Source organism: Ruegeria sp. CH11 (assembly GCF_056537105.1).
In genome coordinates this window covers 186,347-203,347 of the sequence record NZ_JBQFQX010000007.1, presented here as the reverse complement: position 1 = coordinate 203,347, position 17,001 = coordinate 186,347, and the positions used below count along the sequence as shown (strand labels likewise).

Here is a 17,001-nt window from a genome sequence, read left to right as displayed (position 1 = left end):
GGTCTATTGATGCATCACATAGGCAGTTTTTCTTGCCAGACAAGGTGCGCTGTTTCTAACATCTGACGGCAAGCTATCCGCCCGCTACTCTTTCTACGTCGCATCGAAGGAGGGCACCGAAGGGCGCAACCGAGTAACGCGACGGGTTTCTCGAATGAACATCACGTTTCTTCTGAACGGAGAGACAGTGGAACTGGCGGATGTAGATCCGACAGCGACTCTTCTGGACTGGCTACGCGAAGATCGCGGCCTGACCGGCACCAAGGAAGGCTGCAACGAAGGCGATTGTGGAGCCTGTACGGTCATGGTGACGGATGAGGGCGGCCACAAGGCGCTAAATTCCTGCATTCTGTTCCTGCCGCAACTGCATGGCAAAGCGGTGCGCACGGTCGAGGGGGCCAGCGGCCCCAATGGCGAGGCACACCCGGTTCAGCAGGCGATGGTTGATCTGCACGGCTCGCAATGCGGGTTCTGCACACCCGGCTTCGTGATGTCGATGGTTGCCGGGCACGCAAACGGGGCCAAGGATCACGACACACAGCTTGCCGGGAACCTGTGCCGGTGTACCGGATACGCGCCGATCATTCGCGCAGCGGAAGCAGCCGAAGAACAGCCCGTACCGGTTTGGGTCAAGGATCAGCCCGCGGCCCCGCCCGCAGCGTCGCCGATGCTGCCAGAGTCCTCGGACGCACTGGCGGCGGTTTACGCCGACCACCCGGACGCGACCTTGGTTGCAGGCGCCACCGATGTGGGCCTGTGGGTCACCAAGCAATTGCGCGACCTTGATCCCGTGATCTTTCTAAGCCGTTGCGATGATCTCAAAGAGATCGCGATCACCGACAGCGAGGTTCGTTTCGGCGCGATGGTTGATATGAATCGCATGGGCGAGGCACTGGCCGATCTGCACCCCTCATACGCGGAAATGATCCGTCGATACGCAAGCGTGCAGGTACGTCACGCCGCCACAGTCGGCGGCAACATCGCCAATGGCTCGCCGATCGGGGACAACCCGCCCGCACTGATCGCGCTGGGTGCCACGCTGCATCTGCGCAAGGGCGACACGCGGCGATCGATACCGCTGGAAGAGTTCTTTGTCGACTATGGCAAACAGGATCGCGCAGCCGGCGAATTCGTCGAGGCCGTCAGCTTTCCGCGTCAGCCTGACCGGCTGAAGGCATACAAGCTCAGCAAGCGATTCGATCAGGATATCTCGGCGGTCTGCGGCTGCTTCAGCATCACTGTGTCGGACGGCATTGTCACCGACGCGCGGATTGCCTTCGGCGGCATGGCGGGCATTCCGAAGCGCGCGACAAATGTCGAGGCCGCGCTGGTCGGAAAACCATGGACGTCCGAGACTGTACAGTCGGCGACACCGGCCTTCGACCAAGATTTCACCCCGATGACGGACATGCGCGCCTCGGCCACTTACCGGCTCGAGACGGCGAAAGCGATGCTCGAGCGGTATTTCCTGGAAGATCAGGGCGAAGTGACGAACGTGTTGGAGGTTTCGGCATGAGCGTGACAAAACCCCTGCCCCATGACGCGGCCCCTTTGCATGTCGCGGGAACCGCGCGGTACGTGGACGACATCCCGACCCCCAAGGGATCGCTGCACCTGGCCTTTGGCCTGAGCCCGATTGCCAAGGGTACGATCACGTCGATGGACCTGTCGGCGGTTAAATCGGCCGATGGAGTGGTCATGGTCATGACCGCCAACGACCTGCCCTTTGCCAACGACGTCTCGCCATCGATCCATGATGAGCCGCTGCTGTCGGATGGAACCGTTCATTATATCGGCCAGCCGGTGTTTCTTGTCATTGCCACCAGCCATCTTGCCGCGCGCAAAGCGGCACGGCTTGGCAATATCGACTATGCCGAGGGCACACCGCTGCTGACGATCGAAGACGCGCTCGCCGCCAATAGCCGGTTCGAGGATGGTCCCCGCATCTATGCCAAGGGCGACGCCGACGCGGCCATCGCGGGCTCGGCCCACGTGATCGAAGACAGCTTTGAGCTTGGTGGGCAAGAACACTTCTATCTGGAAGGTCAGGCCGCGCTGGCAGTGCCAAATGAAGGCGCGGATATGCTGGTGCACAGCTCGACCCAGCACCCGACCGAAATTCAGCACAAAGTGGCGGACGCCCTGGGCGTTCCAATGCACGCCGTTCGCGTAGAAACCCGCCGCATGGGCGGCGGTTTTGGTGGCAAGGAAAGCCAGGGCAACGCGCTGGCCGTCGCATGCGCCGTCGCCGCACGCGCGACCGGCAAAGCCTGCAAGATGCGTTATGACCGCGATGACGACATGACCATCACCGGCAAACGTCATGCATTCCGCATCTCTTACAAGGCCGGTTTCGACGAGAATGGCCATATTCAGGGTGTATCCTTCCTGCACCACGCGATCTGTGGCTGGGCGCAGGACCTGTCGCTGCCGGTGGCGGACCGCGCAATGCTGCATTCGGACAACGCCTATCTGCTGCCCAATGCCCGGATCGAGAGCCATCGGCTGAAGACCAACACACAATCCGCCACCGCCTATCGCGGCTTTGGCGGCCCACAGGGCATGGTCGGGATCGAACGTGTGATGGACCACGCTGCGCATGTGCTGGGAATGGACCCCGTCGAGCTGCGTCGCCGCAACTACTACGAGCCTGCGCACAAGGTGGCCGAGACAACGGCGGGTGAAAAACCGCTGGGCCATCCGGACCCGCATGAGGACCTGACCAGCCGCGGCGCCGTTGAGATGGGCGACGCACCTGTTCGCCCGCTGCCCGCAGGTGGCAACACAACGCCTTATGGCATGGAGGTCAGTGATTTCGAATTGCACGGCATGACCGAAGCTCTGCTGAAATCCAGCGACTACGCCGCGCGCAAGGCCGCCATCGAGACATGGAACGCCGAAAACAAAGTGATCAAGAAGGGCATCGCTTTCTCTCCGGTCAAATTCGGGATCTCCTTCACGTTGACGCATCTGAACCAGGCCGGTGCGCTGGTGCATGTGTATCAGGATGGCTCGGTTCACCTGAACCACGGCGGCACCGAGATGGGTCAGGGCCTGTTCCAGAAGGTTGCGCAAGTTGCAGCCTCGCGGTTCGGTATTCCACCAGAGATGGTCAAGATCACTGCAACGGACACGGCCAAGGTGCCCAATACGTCGGCAACGGCGGCGTCGTCTGGCAGCGACCTGAACGGCATGGCGGTCAAAGCCGCCTGCGACACGATCCGCGACAGGATGGCCACCTATCTGGCCGAGCGCCATCAGGCCGATCCCACGACCGTCCGTTTCCGGGACGGACATGTCGAGGTGGGCGAGGAACGCTATACCTTCGCCGAAGCCGCCGCGCTGGTCTATATGGGCCGTGTCAGCCTGTCGGCCACCGGCTTCTACAAGACACCCAAGGTCGAATGGGACCGGATCAAAGGACATGGCCGCCCGTTCTATTACTTTGCCTACGGGGCATCGGTCACCGAGGTTGCCATCGACACGCTGACCGGGGAAAACCGCATCCTGCGTACGGATATCCTGCATGACGCGGGCGCGTCGTTGAACCCGGCGCTGGATATTGGGCAGGTCGAAGGGGCCTATGTGCAAGGTGCCGGTTGGTTGACAACCGAAGAGCTGGTCTGGGACGGCAAGGGGAACCTGCGCACGCATGCACCCTCGACCTACAAGATTCCTGCCTGTTCGGATCGGCCTGACATCTTCAATGTTGCGCTTTGGGATGGCGAGAACCGAGAGGACACGATCTATCGCTCGAAAGCGGTCGGAGAGCCGCCCTTCATGCTGGGCATCTCGGCTTGGCTGGCACTGTCCAACGCGGTGGCCGCCTGCGGAGGCAGCTATCCGGCCCTGAACGCGCCCGCCACTGCCGAAGAGGTCTGGCGCGGTGTTCAAGGGATGAAGGGAGGCATCTGATGGGATTTGACCTTGAGGCTTTGAGGGAGGCGGTCAAAACCCACGGAACGGTGACCCGGGTGGTCATCGCCGCGATCAAGGGTTCGTCCCCGCGCGAAGTCGGCGCTGCAATGCTGGTCTGGAAAAACGGTCAGAGCGGCACAATCGGCGGCGGCACGCTGGAATATCAGGCCGCCCGGGCAGCGCGGGCACAGACCACGCCTGCGCTGCTGACGCAGCACGCGCTTGGACCGGATCTGGGCCAGTGCTGCGGCGGTGCTGTCACGTTGCTGAGTGAAATTTACGATGCAAAGGCGCTTGACGCATTGGAAGGCGGGGTTGTCGCCAGGTCGCCCGTGGGCGGTGACATGCCGCTGTCGATCAAACGCCTGTTAACCGCCGCGCGGGGTCAGGGGATCAAGCCCGAGCCACAGTTGATCGACGGCTGGATGGTCGAGCCCGTACATGAACCTGCGCGCAATCTGTGGATCTGGGGTGCTGGCCATGTGGGCCGCGCACTGGTCGATGTTCTGGCCCCCTTGCCCGATCTGGCAATCACCTGGGTCGATACCGGACCCGAGCGGTTTCCCGAAGACATCCCGCTAGGTGTAACTCCGGTGCCCGCTGCGAAACCGGCAGAACTGGTGCGTCATGCACCGCGTGAGGCCGAACATCTGGTGCTGACCTATTCGCACAATCTGGATCTGGAACTGTGTAACCGACTGCTTTTGCACGATTTCCGCTTTGCGGGGCTGATTGGTTCAGCTACCAAATGGGCGCGGTTTCGGTCGCGACTGGGGGCGCTGGGACATACGCCGGAACGGATCAGCCGGATCACCTGCCCGATTGGCGATCCCGACTTGGGCAAACACCCGCAAATGATCGCCGTTGGCGTTGCCGCGCAAATTTTGCGCCCGGCCCGGCAGAACGAATTGAAGAAGGACCTGAGCGCGTGACCACTCCTCTATTAAGCCTGCAAGGGCTGACCAAAGCCTATCCCGGCGTCGTGGCCAATGATCAGGTGTCCTTTGACATCGGTGAGGGCGAAGTTCACGCCCTGCTGGGCGAAAACGGTGCTGGTAAATCAACGCTGGTGAAAATGATCTATGGGCTGGTCAAGCCTGACAGCGGGACAATGCTGCTGCGTGGTCAGACATTTGCGCCCCCCGAGCCACGTGCGGCGCGCGCCGACGGAATTGCGATGGTATTCCAGCATTTCTCGTTGTTCGACGCGCTCAATGTGGCCGAGAACATCGCGCTGGGAATGGAAAATCCGCCGCCAATGGGCGATCTGGCTTCGCGCATTCGGCAGGTTTCCGAAACCTACGGTCTGCCGCTTGACCCCTATCGTACCGTCGGCGATCTGTCCGCCGGTGAACGGCAACGGGTCGAGATCATTCGCTGTCTTTTGCAGGACCCCAAGCTGCTGATCATGGACGAACCGACCTCGGTTCTGACACCGCAAGAGGTCGATATCTTGTTCGAGACGCTGAATAAACTGCGCTCTGAGGGCACCTCGATCCTGTATATTTCGCACAAGCTGGAGGAAATCCGCACGCTGTGTGACCACGCAACAATCCTGCGTCTGGGCAAGAATGTGGGCGAATGTGTTCCGTCCGAAACCTCAGCCCGCGATATGGCCGAGATGATGGTTGGCTCGACCCTGCAAACGCCCGAGCGTTCAGGGCGTGAACTCGGCGATGTCGCCCTCGACGTCAGCGGGTTGTCGGTGCCTTCGCCGTCGGAATTCGGCACTGCGTTGAAGAACGTTCACATGACCGTCCGCAAAGGCGAGGTTTTGGGCATCGGCGGCGTCGCCGGAAACGGGCAGGATGAATTGCTGGGCGTACTGTCCGGGGAAATCCCGACAGCCGCCGATGCGATCAAGTTCAACGGCCAGCCGGTCGGCAAACTTGGGCCCACAGCCCGACGCAAGCTGGGCGTGTTGACCGCGCCCGAGGAACGTCTGGGCCACGCCGCGGCGCCGGATATGAGCCTGACGGAAAACGCCCTGCTGACCGGGTCGGTGCGCGAAGGGTTGGAAAGCAACGGTTTTCTGAAATGGACCGAAACCAAAGGTTTTGCCGAAAAGATCATCGAGGCTTTCGACGTGCGCACGCCGGGACCTGAAAATGCGGCCCGATCGCTGTCGGGTGGTAATTTGCAGAAGTTCGTGATCGGTCGCGAGGTGCTGCAAAATCCCGATGTGCTGGTGGTGAACCAACCGACCTGGGGCGTTGACGCCGCAGCCGCGGCCTCGATTCGGCAGGCGATTCTGGATCTGGCGGCCAAGGGCACCGCGGTCATCTGCATCAGCCAGGACCTGGATGAGTTGATGGAGATTTCCGACAGTTTTGCCGCCCTGAACGAAGGACGCCTCAGCGCGCCGCGTGAAACGACCGGCCTGACCGTGGACGAGATTGGCCTGACGATGGGCGGAGCCCACGGCATGGAGGTGGCGCATGTGTGATCTGCGGGACCGCCTTCGGCGAGAGTATTTACAAAAAGATGAAGAACTTGGGGGGATGAGCAGGTGATTGTGTTGGAGAAACGGCCACAGCCGTCGAAAGCGTGGTCTTATGCGACCCCCCTTGTGGCGGTGCTGGCAACGATGGTGTTTGGCGGCATTCTGTTTGCCATACTGGGTAAGAACCCTGTGCAAGCCATAGGTACCATCTTTTGGGAACCCCTGTTTGGTGAGTTCTCGTTTTATTACCGCCCGCAACTGCTGGTGAAAGGTGCCCCGCTGGTGCTGATCGCCATTGGCCTGTCACTGGGTTTCCGAGCCGGTATCTGGAACATCGGGGCCGAGGGGCAATACATCATGGGCGCGATCTTTGGTGCCGCGGCCGGTTTGGCCTTCTATCCGCTGGACGCGTTTTACATCTTTCCGATCATGGTGATCGCGGGCGCGTTTGGCGGCTGGTTGTGGGCGATGATCCCGGCTTTCCTGAAAGTCCGTTTCGGCACCAACGAGATCCTCGTATCGCTGATGCTTGTCTATGTGGCCGAGCAGATGCTGGCTTCGGTTTCGCTGGGATTGCTGAAGAACCCCGAGGGGTTCGGCTTTCCCGGTTCACGCAACCTGCAATCCTATGAAAGCGCGCATAACGCGGAACTGATCGCAGGTTCCGGCATGCATTGGGGCGTCGTGACCGCCCTGATCGCGGTGATCTTTGCCTATGTGCTGTTGAACCGTCATATGTTGGGCTTTCACATCCGCTTGACTGGCGAGGCCCCGCGCGCCGCGAAATTCGCTGGCGTGAATCCGGCGCGCCTGATCCTATTTTGCCTTGGAATGTCCGGCGCGCTGGCCGGTCTGGCGGGGATGTTCGAGGTGTCGGGTCCGTCTGGCGTCGTCAGCATCGACTTTAACGTCGGCTACGGCTTTACCGCGATCATCGTGGCGTTTCTGGGCCGCCTGCATCCGGTGGGCATCCTGCTGGCCGGTGGCCTGATGGCGCTGACCTATATCGGCGGCGAAATCGCCCAGTCTCAGATGGGTCTGCCAGCCGCTGCCATTCAGGTATTTCAGGGGATGCTCCTGTTCTTCCTGCTGGCATTCGATCTTCTGACAAACTACCGCATCCGTGCGGCCCGTAGCGAGGTAGCCTGAGCCATGGACCTGACTGAAATCAATCCCGTCCTTCTGGTGGCCTCGTTGATGGTTGCCGCAACCCCGCTGCTGCTGGCTGCGATCGGAGAACTCGTGGTCGAAAGAGCCGGCGTTTTGAACCTTGGTGTCGAGGGAATGATGATCGTCGGCGCGATCAGCGGCTTTGCCATCTCGGTCGAGACCGGCTCACCCTGGCTGGGTTTCGTCGCCGCAGCCGTCGGCGGTGCCGCGCTGTCGCTGCTGTTTGTATTGCTGACCCAAGTGGCGCTTGCCAACCAGGTGGCCAGTGGTCTCGCCTTGACCCTGTTCGGTCTGGGCTTCAGCGCGCTTATGGGGCAGAGCTATGTGGGCATCAAACCTCCGGACATGGCCGAGATCCATATTCCGGTGATCAGCGATATCCCTGTGATCGGCCCCATTCTGTTCCAGCATGACCCGATCCTTTATGTCGGCATTGCCCTGACCGCCGCCGTATGGGCGATGCTGAAATACACCCGTGCCGGTCTGATCCTGCGCGCTGTCGGCGAAAACCACGACGCTGCGCATGCCCTGGGTTACAAGGTTGTCAGAATTCGCATCATGGCAATCCTGTTCGGCGGCGCCTGTGCCGGTCTGGGCGGCGCTTACATTAGCCTGATCCGCGTACCGCAATGGACCGACGGCATGACTGCAGGTGTCGGCTGGATCGCGCTTGCGCTGGTGGTGTTTGCCAGTTGGAAACCGTGGCGCGTTCTGCTGGGTGCCTATCTGTTTGGCGGCATCACCGTCTTGCAGCTGAATTTGCAGGCAGCGGGCGTTGCCATTCCAGTCGAGTATCTGGCAATGTCGCCCTATCTCATCACGATCCTTGTGCTTGTGATCCTTTCGGCCGACAAGAGCAGTGCACCTGCCTCGCTGGGCCGGATTTTCCATGCCTCGCACTAGACGAGGCCAAAATGAACCAACTCGGGAGTAACTACATGAAATTTACATCACTTCTGGCAAGCGCCGCCGTGGCGCTGGGGCTGGCTACCAGCGCTGTCGCTCAGGACAAAACCAAGGTCGGCTTCATCTATGTCGGCTCGATCAACGACGGGGGCTGGAACGAGCACCATCATCATTCGGCCAAGGAAATGCAGAAGCATTTTGGCGACAGTGTCGAACTGGTTTATCAGGAAAACGTCGCTGAAGGGCCGGACGCCGAACGGGCAATGACCCAGATGGCGCTGGAAGGCGCGGACCTGATCTTTTCGACCTCCTTCGGGTTCATGGACCCCACGATCAACGTGGCCAAGAAATTTCCGGACGTGAAATTCGAACATGCGACCGGCTACAAGCGGGCGGACAACGTCTCGACCTATTCCGCCCGGTTCTACGAAGGCCGTGCGGTGCAGGGACATATCGCCGGTAAAATGACCGAGTCGAACATCGTTGGCTATATCGGGTCCTATCCCATCCCCGAGGTTATCCGTGGTATCAACTCGGCCTATCTGCACGCGAAGAAGGTCAACCCGGAAGTCGAGTTTAAGGTTATCTGGATCTACACCTGGCTTGACCCCTCGAAAGAGGCTGACGCTGCCAAGGTTCTGATCGAACAGGGTGCGGACGTGATCCTGCAACACACGGATTCGACCGCTCCGCTGGCGGCAATGAAGGATGCCGGCAATGTAATCGGATTTGGTCAGGCAGCGGATATGGCGGAGTATGCTCCGCATCCGCGCGTCAGCTCGATCATCGATAACTGGGCACCCTATTATGTCGCCAGAACCCAGGCTGTCATAGATGGCAACTGGGAAAGCATCGATACCTGGGATGGCATCAGCAAAGGCATGGTTGGGATCGGCGAAATCTCGGATGCGGTTCCGGCAGACGTCAAAGAAGAAGCGTTGGCCATGAAAGCCGCGATTGCCGATGGCAGCTATCACCCCTTTACCGGACCGATCAAAAAGCAAGACGGAAGCGATTGGCTGGCAGACGGTGAAGTGGCCGATGACGGCACTCTGGCAGGCCTGAACTTCTATGTCGAAGGGCTGGAAGGCGAAATCCCGCAGTAACGCTGCGCCAACGACCAAACGGAAAAGACCCGCATTTGCATGCGGGTCTTTTTTCGCCGGATCGGTAATCCTCAGCGCGACCGAAACGCGATGATAAGTCCCGCCGACGCGATGAATGCGATGCCCAACACCTGCCATCCCCCGACCGGCTGATCGAATGCCAGCCATGCGAACATGGGACCGAAGATCATCACCGAATATTCGAAGACCGAGACATAGGACGGCTCGCCCAGTTGGTAGGATTTGATGATCATGAACACACCGCAAACCGACCCGACCGCTTGCATGAGGATCAAGGGCACCGCGTCCCAAAAAGGCCAGACCCAGGGTCGGGTCACGAATGTCACTTCGTCGCCAGGTTGCCACATGGGCCAGATCATCAGAACAGACGTGCCAACCGCGCCCAGCAGTCCTAGCGTGACCCACATTCCGGCCAAGAGGGCAACGGTGCTTTCACCAGCGCATAGGCTGCGTGTGGCGATTGCGCCCAGCGCATAGAAGAACCCGGCGCAGACGGGGATCAGGACCATCAGGTCAAAATCAGCGGGGTTCGGCTGCAATACCAGCGTTATTCCGAGGAACCCAAGCGCGACCGCCAAAACCCGCCAGACGCCGATACGTTGCCCCATCAATCCGGCCGATATAAGCAAGATGAAAATGGGGGACGTAAACAGACCCGCCAATGCCTGCGCGATAGGCATCATGGCCAGCGCCGAAAAGTAGAACAGCATCGAAACGGCCACCAGCACGCTGCGCAACGCCACCGCCCAAAGCCGGGCTGGTATCAGCCCTCCCAATCCAAACAGCGGCAGCATTGCAACCAGAGGCCACGCCATCAACGCGCGCATAAAGTGGAATTGCCACAGGCCGATATGGCGCGACAGCGGGGCGATGAAGTTGTCGATCACCCCAATGATCGCCATCGCGCAAATCATCAGGCCAGCAGCAAGAAGGGGCCTGTCAGCTTGGGTCAAAGACATTGCGACATGGAGCGACGACCGCTCAATGACCGGTCAGGACCAGCGTGTTGACGGGCATCAGGATCAGCCGCAGACGCAGGCCTGCCGCATGCACCACACCGATGGTATCAACGACATGCAGGAACGCACCTTCCCAGAATCCCAGGTCTTCATGCTCAAGCCGTTCATGGTTGTCGGTGTAGACGTTCGCCAAGCAGTTGCTACCCGGTGGAATGTCGTCCGCCATGCCTTTGTACAAAGGCTCCAGATACACCAGGATTGACCCCGGATTGGTATTGGTCTGCACATCGCGCAACTCGTCCGAAGGGCGGATCTGGCCTGAGGGGATCACATCCTGAATCTCAACCACCACAACGGGGATCACCGTAAACGGCTTGGTCATGCACCCCAACTCTCCGATCATGCCGGGTTTGATGACCTGTGCTGAAAGCTGGTTGAAGGCCGCCTGGAACCGATCATGTCCGGAATGCGAGGGCACCAGAATGCCAGCAGGGCGCAAAAGCGGGCTGACATAGTCCCCGACCTGCAATCCGAACTGCTCGACGCGCCCGGAAACGCCAGCATAGATCACGGTCCTTTCCAATTCGGTCAGGGCCGCGTCCAGTTGCGCATTGGCGCTGGTCAGCTGGGCCGGTATCAACTCCTCGATCTGCTGAACAACCGCCGCGCGCTGAGATTTGGCCGCAGTCACCTGCGCCTCGCGTTCGGCCACCAGATTCTCGAGCCGGTCGATCTCGGCCAGGCGCACCGCGCTTGAACCTTCGTCGCGCAGGGTCGTATTCCGCTCAAGGTCCTCCAGCGCCTGATCCAGCGCCGCGTTCGCGCCCGCAATCCCGGCCTCGGCCTCAGCCAGATCGGTTTGTGCGACCTTCAAAGACGCCTGAACCTGTGCGATCTGCGCATTGGCCGCCTGAACCTGCGCGGTTTGGGTAAAGTCCTCGATCCGAAAGATCGGCTGCCCCGCGGTGACGTGTTCGTTGTTACGGACATAGACCTCGGACACACGACCACCCAACTGCGGCAGGATCGTCACGGTCCGGAAATAGGACGCGGCGGTGTGGCTGGAGGGGTGAAAGTAAAACAGAGTGGTGATCACCGTCAGCGCCAGGATGGCGCAAGTCGTCAGGCCCCAGCGCAGTTCGTACCACATGGTGAACAGGGTGATTTCGTGACCTATCCGTTTGCCTTGAACAAAGCGGCGGAACAGGTAATCGGGCAGCACCGTGATCAGGGCGCAGAGCATTGTTTCAATCATGACTTACTGCTCCTGCCCTTCCTCGACATCCGCGGCAGGCGCAGCCGGTGCGGGTGTTTCCACCACCGGCTGTGGGGCGGGCGGCTGCCCCAGAGATCGAATGGCGTCAGCGATGTTTTTCATCGGCGTAGCAAAATCCGGGAATTGGAAGCCTGCGACCAAAATGGCCGCGATCCAGAATATCCCGTTATGCGTGAACAGGGCCAGCAGCGCCAGAATACCCACCAGCTGAAACTGCGGGTGGTTGTTCTCATGCGCCATCTTTTCAGGGACCGAGTGCAGCGTCAGGTAACCAACACCAATCAGCACCACAAGCACCACAAAAAAGATCACCATGGCGGAAAACAGGTAATCGCTTCCGTCTGCTGCGACAACGTAGCGGGGAATATGGCCGGTCGCCATTGGATGAAGGTCTGCTGCGGTCACCTTGCCCTCCTGTTCCTTTTGATACTTCTTTGACCGGGTTGTCGCCCAAATTCAAGGCTGCTTATAGTTGGCAGACCCTCAAAGCGGGCGAATATTCAGAACAGGGACCAGCATGCTTGCCATTGACCAACACTACCCCCAACCGAGCGGAACCGCTTACCGTGATTGACTTTTTGGTCATAGGAGGCGGTATCGCCGGGATCAGCGCCGCCGCGCGTTTGTCTGCGCACGGATCGGTCACCGTGCTCGAGGCCGAAGAGGCGCTTGGCTATCACGCATCAGGACGTTCGGCTGCGCTGTTTGAAGAAAACTATGGACCGCCTTCCGTTGTCGCTTTGAACAAAGCCGGAGCCACATACCTTGCGGACGAAAATGGCGGGTACCTGACCCCGCGCGGCCTTTTGCTGATTGCAGGAAAGGATCAGGCCCAGCAGTTCCAGATCGACACTGCGGATTTGAACATGCAGGCCATCGATGTGGACGATGCCCGAGCCCATGTCCCAATTCTCAACCCCGAAACCGTAGCATTTGCCGCGCGCGGTCAGGGCGCATTTGACATCGACACGGATCGGCTGATCCAGGATTTTGCGCGTGTGGTACGAGCCAATGGCGGCTCTGTTCTGACGCGCCACAAAGTGACGTCGATCCGCAAGACAGGCCATTGGATCGTCGAGGCATCGGACGAGTTCAAGGCATCCGTGATTGTGAATGCAGCCGGTGCCTGGGTTGACGAGATTGCCGCGATGGCAGGCATCGCTCCAATCGGGATCACTCCGCGCCGCAGGTCGATGGCGCGGCTGCCAGCGCCAGGCGGGCACGACGTCACGGGCTGGCCAATGATGCTGGGTGCCGGTGAAGGCTGGTACGCCAAGCCCGACGCTGGAAAATTGCTTGTTTCCCCGTCCGAGGCTGACCCCGTCCCACCGCACGACGCCTATGCCGACGACATGGTACTGGCCGAAGGGCTTGCACGATACGAGGCGATGGTGACCGAGCCGGTCACTCGGGTCGAAACAAACTGGGCCGGTCTGCGTAGCTTTGCCCCGGATGGAACGTTGGTACTGGGCCCTGACCCGGCGGATGCAAGTTTTGTCTGGTCTGCCGGTCAGGGTGGGTACGGGTTCCAGACCGCCCCTGCCGCATCGCAATTGGTTGCAGATCTGGTGACCGGCGGGCAACCCGTTCTGAAGTCTGAGGATATAGCGGCGTTGAAACCGGACAGGCTACGCAGATGACGACAAGAAAACTGCCTTCGAACGCAAGCGTCGCAAACCCAGGTGATGGCGATCGCCTTGTTGCGCCAGCCGCCAGCAGAAATACCGCTGCGTTGTGCGAATTGCTGGAACGTCACGCACCCGCGACGGGTCGCGCGCTTGAACTTGCCAGCGGCACCGGGCAGCACGTTGCCGCCTTTGCCCAGCGCCTGCCCGGGCTGCGATGGCAACCCAGCGAAATTGATCCGCAGCGCCGCGCCAGTATCGACGCTTACGCGCAGGGCATACCAAACGTCGACCCAGCAATCGAACTGAATGCGGTGGGTGCAGGGTGGCACAAGGTCTTTGTTGGGCAGGACGTGATCGTTTTGGTCAACCTGCTGCATCTGATCAGTTGGACTGAGGTGCAGATTTTGATCCGTGAAGCCGCGCTGGCGCTAATTCCCGACGGTCGCCTGATCATCTATGGCCCATTCATGCGCGATGGGTGTCTGACAAGCGACGGGGACAAACGGTTCCATAACGCCCTGATCCAACAGGATGCCGAAATCGGCTACAAGAACGATCAAGATATGATTGACCTGTTTCTCGGCTTCGGCCTGAAAGAAGTAGAAACCATAGAAATGCCTGCGAACAATCTGGCCTTCGTGGCGAAGAGACCTTCACCATGAAGGAACGTGTTTCTGGTCAAAAAGCCTGCTTTCGCAGGCTTGCCTCCGGCGGAGGTATTTCTGAACAGAAGAAGAAACGGTTTCTTAACCATGACCGGACAAACTGATAATGCGGTACAGGCGGAGGCGCCGATGGCCGTAACAGGAGAAGGCCCCCTTTGCCAAAATCAAAGGGGGCTGGATCTTGGCCCAGCCCCCGCATCTTCTGTTTGAAAACACCTCCGCCGGAGGCATGGGTCGCTGAAAGCGGCCCATTTTGGCTTTCGCGTTAGCCGTCCTTGCGGATGGTCTCGTTCTTCGGATCATATGGGCTGTCGCAGGTGACAACTGCGTCCCACAACTTGTCCTGAATTTTGACCTGTAGCTTGGTGCCCTCGACCGCCAGTTCGGGCTTCACATAACCCATGCCGATGGATTTCTCGAACGCGACCGAGTAACCGCCCGAGGTCAGACGCCCCACGCGCTCACCCTCGGGCGTATACAGCGCCTCGCGGCCCCAAGGATCGGCATCTTCTGGTCCGTCGATCAGCAGGGTACAGCACTTCACGCGCACGCCGGTCTCTTCCAGCTTGGCTTTACCGTAGAAGTCCTTGGACAGGTCGACAAAACGCGGTAGGTCGGCTTCCAGCGGGGTCGCGTCGCGGCCCAGTTCGGTGCCGAAGGCGCGATAAGATTTCTCCTGACGCAGCCAGTTCTGAGCGCGTGCACCGACCAGCTTCATACCGTGCTTTTCACCGGCTTTTTCAAGCAGATCGAACAGGTAGTTCTGCATCTCGATCGGATGGTGCAGTTCCCAGCCCAGCTCACCGGTATAGGCCACGCGGATCGCGTTCACGGGGCACATGCCCAATTCGATCTGACGGGCCGACAGCCATGGGAAGCGTTTGTTGGACAGAGCGGTTTCCGGATCGGCGTCCTTGATGACCTCTTTCAACACGTCGCGCGACTTGGGTCCGGCGATAGCAAAGACGCCCCACTGGGTGGTCACGTCCTGGATCTCGATGTAACCGAACTCCTCCATCTTATCCTCGGCCGCCTTGCGCAGATAGTCGGCGTCGTACTCGGTCCAGGCACCGGCAGAGACGATGTAGTAGTTGTTCTCGCCATTGCGGACGATGGTGTATTCGGTGCGGGTGGTGCCGTGCGAGGTCAGCGCGTAGGTCAGGTTGATGCGTCCGACCTTGGGCAGCTTGTTGCAGGTGAACCAATCCAGAAACTGGGTGGCACCGGGGCCTTTGACGACGTGCTTGGTGAAGGCCGACGCGTCGATCAGGCCAACGCCTTCGCGGATCGCTTTGGCTTCTTCGACTGCATATTGCCACCAGCCGCCACGGCGGAACGAGCGTGCGTCATGGTCGAAGTTGTCCGGCGCATCGACGGGTCCGAAGTAGTTCGGACGTTCCCAACCGTTGACCCAGCCAAACTGCGCGCCGCGCGCTTTTTGACGGTCGTAGGCCGGAACGGTGCGCAGCGGACGGCAGGCTTCACGCTCTTCGTCGGGGTGGTGCAGGATGTAGACGTGCTCATAGCACTCTTCGTTCTTGCGCGCCGCAAACTCGGTGGTCATCCAGTTGGACGAGTACCGCTTGGGGTCCAGCGAGGCCATGTCGATCTCGGCTTCGCCGTCGACCATCATCTGTGCCAGATAATAGCCGGTGCCGCCCGCGGCGGTGATGCCGAACGAGAAGCCTTCGGCCAACCACATGTTGCGCAGGCCCGGAGCCGGACCAACCAGCGGGTTGCCGTCAGGAGTGTAGCAGATCGGGCCGTTGAAATCGTCTTTCAGGCCGGATTCAGCGCAGGACGGCACACGTTCGGCCATCGCCATGTACTGGTCCGCGATCCGGTCCAGATCCAGCGGGAACAGATCCGCGCGGAAGCTGTCCGGCACGCCATGTTCGAACTGCGCAGGCGCGCCATGTTCATAGATGCCCAGAATCCAGCCGCCGCGTTCTTCACGCGCATAGGATTCGTTGTCGGCGTCGCGCACAACGGGATGCTCGGGGTTGCCTGCTTCACGCCATTTGACCAACTCGGGGTCCTTGTCCATGACGATGAAGGTATGCTCGACCGGGATCGCGGGCATCTTGATGCCCAGCATCTTGGCGGTGCGTTGCGCGTGGTTGCCCGATGCGGTCACGACATGCTCAGCCGTGATCACAACCTGCTCATCCGACGGAACAAGGTTACCACCTTTCTCGACCATCTTGGTGCAGGTGACTTCCCAGTGGGTGCCGTTCCAATGGAACGCATCGGCCTGCATCTTGCGCACGATATCGACACCGCGCTGACGGGCCCCTTTGGCCATCGCCTGCGTCACGTCGGCAGGGTTAATGTAGCCGTCCTCGGTGTGATAGATCGCGCCCTTCAGGTCCGAAGTTTCGATCAGCGGCCAGCGTTCCTTGATCTGATCCGGGGTCAGCCATTCGTATTTCACATCGCACGTCTCGGCGGTCGAGGCATAGAGCATGTATTCGTCCATGCGATCCTGCGTTTGCGCCATGCGCAGGTTGCCAACCACAGCAAAGCCCGCGTTCAAGCCGGTCTCTTCCTCGAGCGTCTTGTAGAAATCAACCGAGTACTTGTGGATGTGGGTCGTCGCATAGGACATGTTGAACAGCGGCAGCAAACCCGCCGCGTGCCAGGTCGAGCCCGAGGTCAGCTCGTCCCGTTCGATCAGCATCACATCATCCCAGCCTGCCTTGGCCAGATGATAGGCGATCGAGGTACCGACGGCGCCACCGCCAACGACCAGTGCTTTGACTTGGGTTTTCATGAGCCCGTTCTCCGGATTGAGTCTGTTTGGCAAGGTTTATGCCCAACCGAATGCAAAACCGCCAAGTCCATCCGACGCAAAAACGCACAAAACCGACGCTTGCGAAAAACTAGATACAATTCGCAAGGTGCGACCC

The 17,001-nt window shown here is 60.0% G+C and carries 13 protein-coding genes; 9 read left to right on the top strand and 4 right to left on the bottom strand.

The window, feature by feature from the left end; translation table 11 throughout:
• The first annotated feature begins 154 nt into the window (after positions 1 to 154).
• From xdhA to ACR0LX_RS13305, 7 genes are all read left to right on the top strand, one after another.
• A complete protein-coding gene (xdhA, locus tag ACR0LX_RS13335) occupies positions 155 to 1,516 on the top strand; it encodes a xanthine dehydrogenase small subunit (protein WP_480784131.1) in 1,362 nt (453 codons plus the stop codon).
• Positions 1,513 to 3,915, top strand: coding sequence for a xanthine dehydrogenase molybdopterin binding subunit (gene xdhB, locus ACR0LX_RS13330; protein WP_480784130.1), 2,403 nt, complete (start codon positions 1,513 to 1,515; stop codon positions 3,913 to 3,915). Before xdhA ends, xdhB begins: the two co-directional genes overlap by 4 nt.
• Positions 3,915 to 4,850, top strand: a complete 936-nt coding sequence (gene xdhC, locus ACR0LX_RS13325) for a xanthine dehydrogenase accessory protein XdhC (RefSeq protein WP_480784129.1) — start codon at positions 3,915 to 3,917, stop codon at positions 4,848 to 4,850. Before xdhB ends, xdhC begins: the two co-directional genes overlap by 1 nt.
• A complete protein-coding gene (locus tag ACR0LX_RS13320) occupies positions 4,847 to 6,364 on the top strand; it encodes an ABC transporter ATP-binding protein (RefSeq protein WP_480784128.1) in 1,518 nt (505 codons plus the stop codon). The genes xdhC and ACR0LX_RS13320 overlap by 4 nt, the downstream gene beginning before the upstream one ends.
• Before the next feature lie 63 nt (positions 6,365 to 6,427).
• Positions 6,428 to 7,510 carry an ABC transporter permease gene (locus ACR0LX_RS13315; RefSeq protein ID WP_480784127.1) on the top strand — a complete coding sequence of 361 codons (1,083 nt, stop codon included), beginning with the start codon at positions 6,428 to 6,430 and terminating at the stop codon, positions 7,508 to 7,510.
• A 3-nt stretch (positions 7,511 to 7,513) separates the two neighbouring features.
• Entirely contained in the window at positions 7,514 to 8,434 is a 921-nt protein-coding gene (locus tag ACR0LX_RS13310; RefSeq protein WP_480784126.1) for an ABC transporter permease, read from the top strand.
• Positions 8,435 to 8,469: 35 nt separating this feature from the next.
• Entirely contained in the window at positions 8,470 to 9,543 is a 1,074-nt protein-coding gene (locus tag ACR0LX_RS13305) for a BMP family ABC transporter substrate-binding protein (RefSeq protein ID WP_480784125.1), read from the top strand.
• A 71-nt stretch (positions 9,544 to 9,614) separates the two neighbouring features.
• On the opposite strand, the gene ACR0LX_RS13300 is transcribed toward ACR0LX_RS13305, so the two are convergent.
• The 3 genes from ACR0LX_RS13300 to ACR0LX_RS13290 form a co-directional block, all read right to left on the bottom strand.
• Positions 9,615 to 10,478 (bottom strand): DMT family transporter, encoded by an 864-nt coding sequence (locus ACR0LX_RS13300; RefSeq protein ID WP_480784160.1) that lies wholly within the window; start codon positions 10,476 to 10,478, stop codon positions 9,615 to 9,617.
• Between the two features lie 67 nt (positions 10,479 to 10,545).
• Positions 10,546 to 11,778, bottom strand: coding sequence for an HlyD family secretion protein (locus ACR0LX_RS13295; protein ID WP_480784124.1), 1,233 nt, complete (start codon positions 11,776 to 11,778; stop codon positions 10,546 to 10,548).
• A 3-nt stretch (positions 11,779 to 11,781) separates the two neighbouring features.
• On the bottom strand, positions 11,782 to 12,204 hold the full coding sequence (locus ACR0LX_RS13290; RefSeq protein ID WP_480571451.1) for a hypothetical protein: 423 nt from the start codon (positions 12,202 to 12,204) through the stop codon (positions 11,782 to 11,784).
• Positions 12,205 to 12,365: 161 nt separating this feature from the next.
• On the opposite strand from ACR0LX_RS13290, the gene ACR0LX_RS13285 reads away from it, so the two are divergent.
• Together ACR0LX_RS13285 and ACR0LX_RS13280 are read left to right on the top strand one after the other, a co-directional pair.
• The gene (locus ACR0LX_RS13285; protein ID WP_480784123.1) at positions 12,366 to 13,439 is read left to right on the top strand and encodes an NAD(P)/FAD-dependent oxidoreductase; all 1,074 of its coding nucleotides are present in this window, start codon (positions 12,366 to 12,368) and stop codon (positions 13,437 to 13,439) included.
• Positions 13,436 to 14,089 (top strand): DUF938 domain-containing protein, encoded by a 654-nt coding sequence (locus ACR0LX_RS13280; protein ID WP_480784122.1) that lies wholly within the window; start codon positions 13,436 to 13,438, stop codon positions 14,087 to 14,089. Before ACR0LX_RS13285 ends, ACR0LX_RS13280 begins: the two co-directional genes overlap by 4 nt.
• Positions 14,090 to 14,357: 268 nt before the next feature.
• Here ACR0LX_RS13280 and ACR0LX_RS13275 read toward each other — a convergent pair whose 3' ends face one another.
• A complete protein-coding gene (locus ACR0LX_RS13275; protein WP_480784121.1) occupies positions 14,358 to 16,865 on the bottom strand; it encodes a GcvT family protein in 2,508 nt (835 codons plus the stop codon).
• Positions 16,866 to 17,001 lie beyond the last annotated feature (136 nt).

Coding starts and splice junctions, on each gene's coding strand:
- xdhA (WP_480784131.1), top strand. CDS start 155: ATGAACATCACGTTTCTTCTGAACGGAGAGACAGTGGAACTGGCGGAT.
- xdhB (WP_480784130.1), top strand. CDS start 1,513: ATGAGCGTGACAAAACCCCTGCCCCATGACGCGGCCCCTTTGCATGTC.
- xdhC (WP_480784129.1), top strand. CDS start 3,915: ATGGGATTTGACCTTGAGGCTTTGAGGGAGGCGGTCAAAACCCACGGA.
- ACR0LX_RS13310 (WP_480784126.1), top strand. CDS start 7,514: ATGGACCTGACTGAAATCAATCCCGTCCTTCTGGTGGCCTCGTTGATG.
- ACR0LX_RS13305 (WP_480784125.1), top strand. CDS start 8,470: ATGAAATTTACATCACTTCTGGCAAGCGCCGCCGTGGCGCTGGGGCTG.
- ACR0LX_RS13300 (WP_480784160.1), bottom strand. CDS start 10,478: ATGATTTGCGCGATGGCGATCATTGGGGTGATCGACAACTTCATCGCC.
- ACR0LX_RS13295 (WP_480784124.1), bottom strand. CDS start 11,778: ATGATTGAAACAATGCTCTGCGCCCTGATCACGGTGCTGCCCGATTAC.
- ACR0LX_RS13280 (WP_480784122.1), top strand. CDS start 13,436: ATGACGACAAGAAAACTGCCTTCGAACGCAAGCGTCGCAAACCCAGGT.
- ACR0LX_RS13275 (WP_480784121.1), bottom strand. CDS start 16,865: ATGAAAACCCAAGTCAAAGCACTGGTCGTTGGCGGTGGCGCCGTCGGT.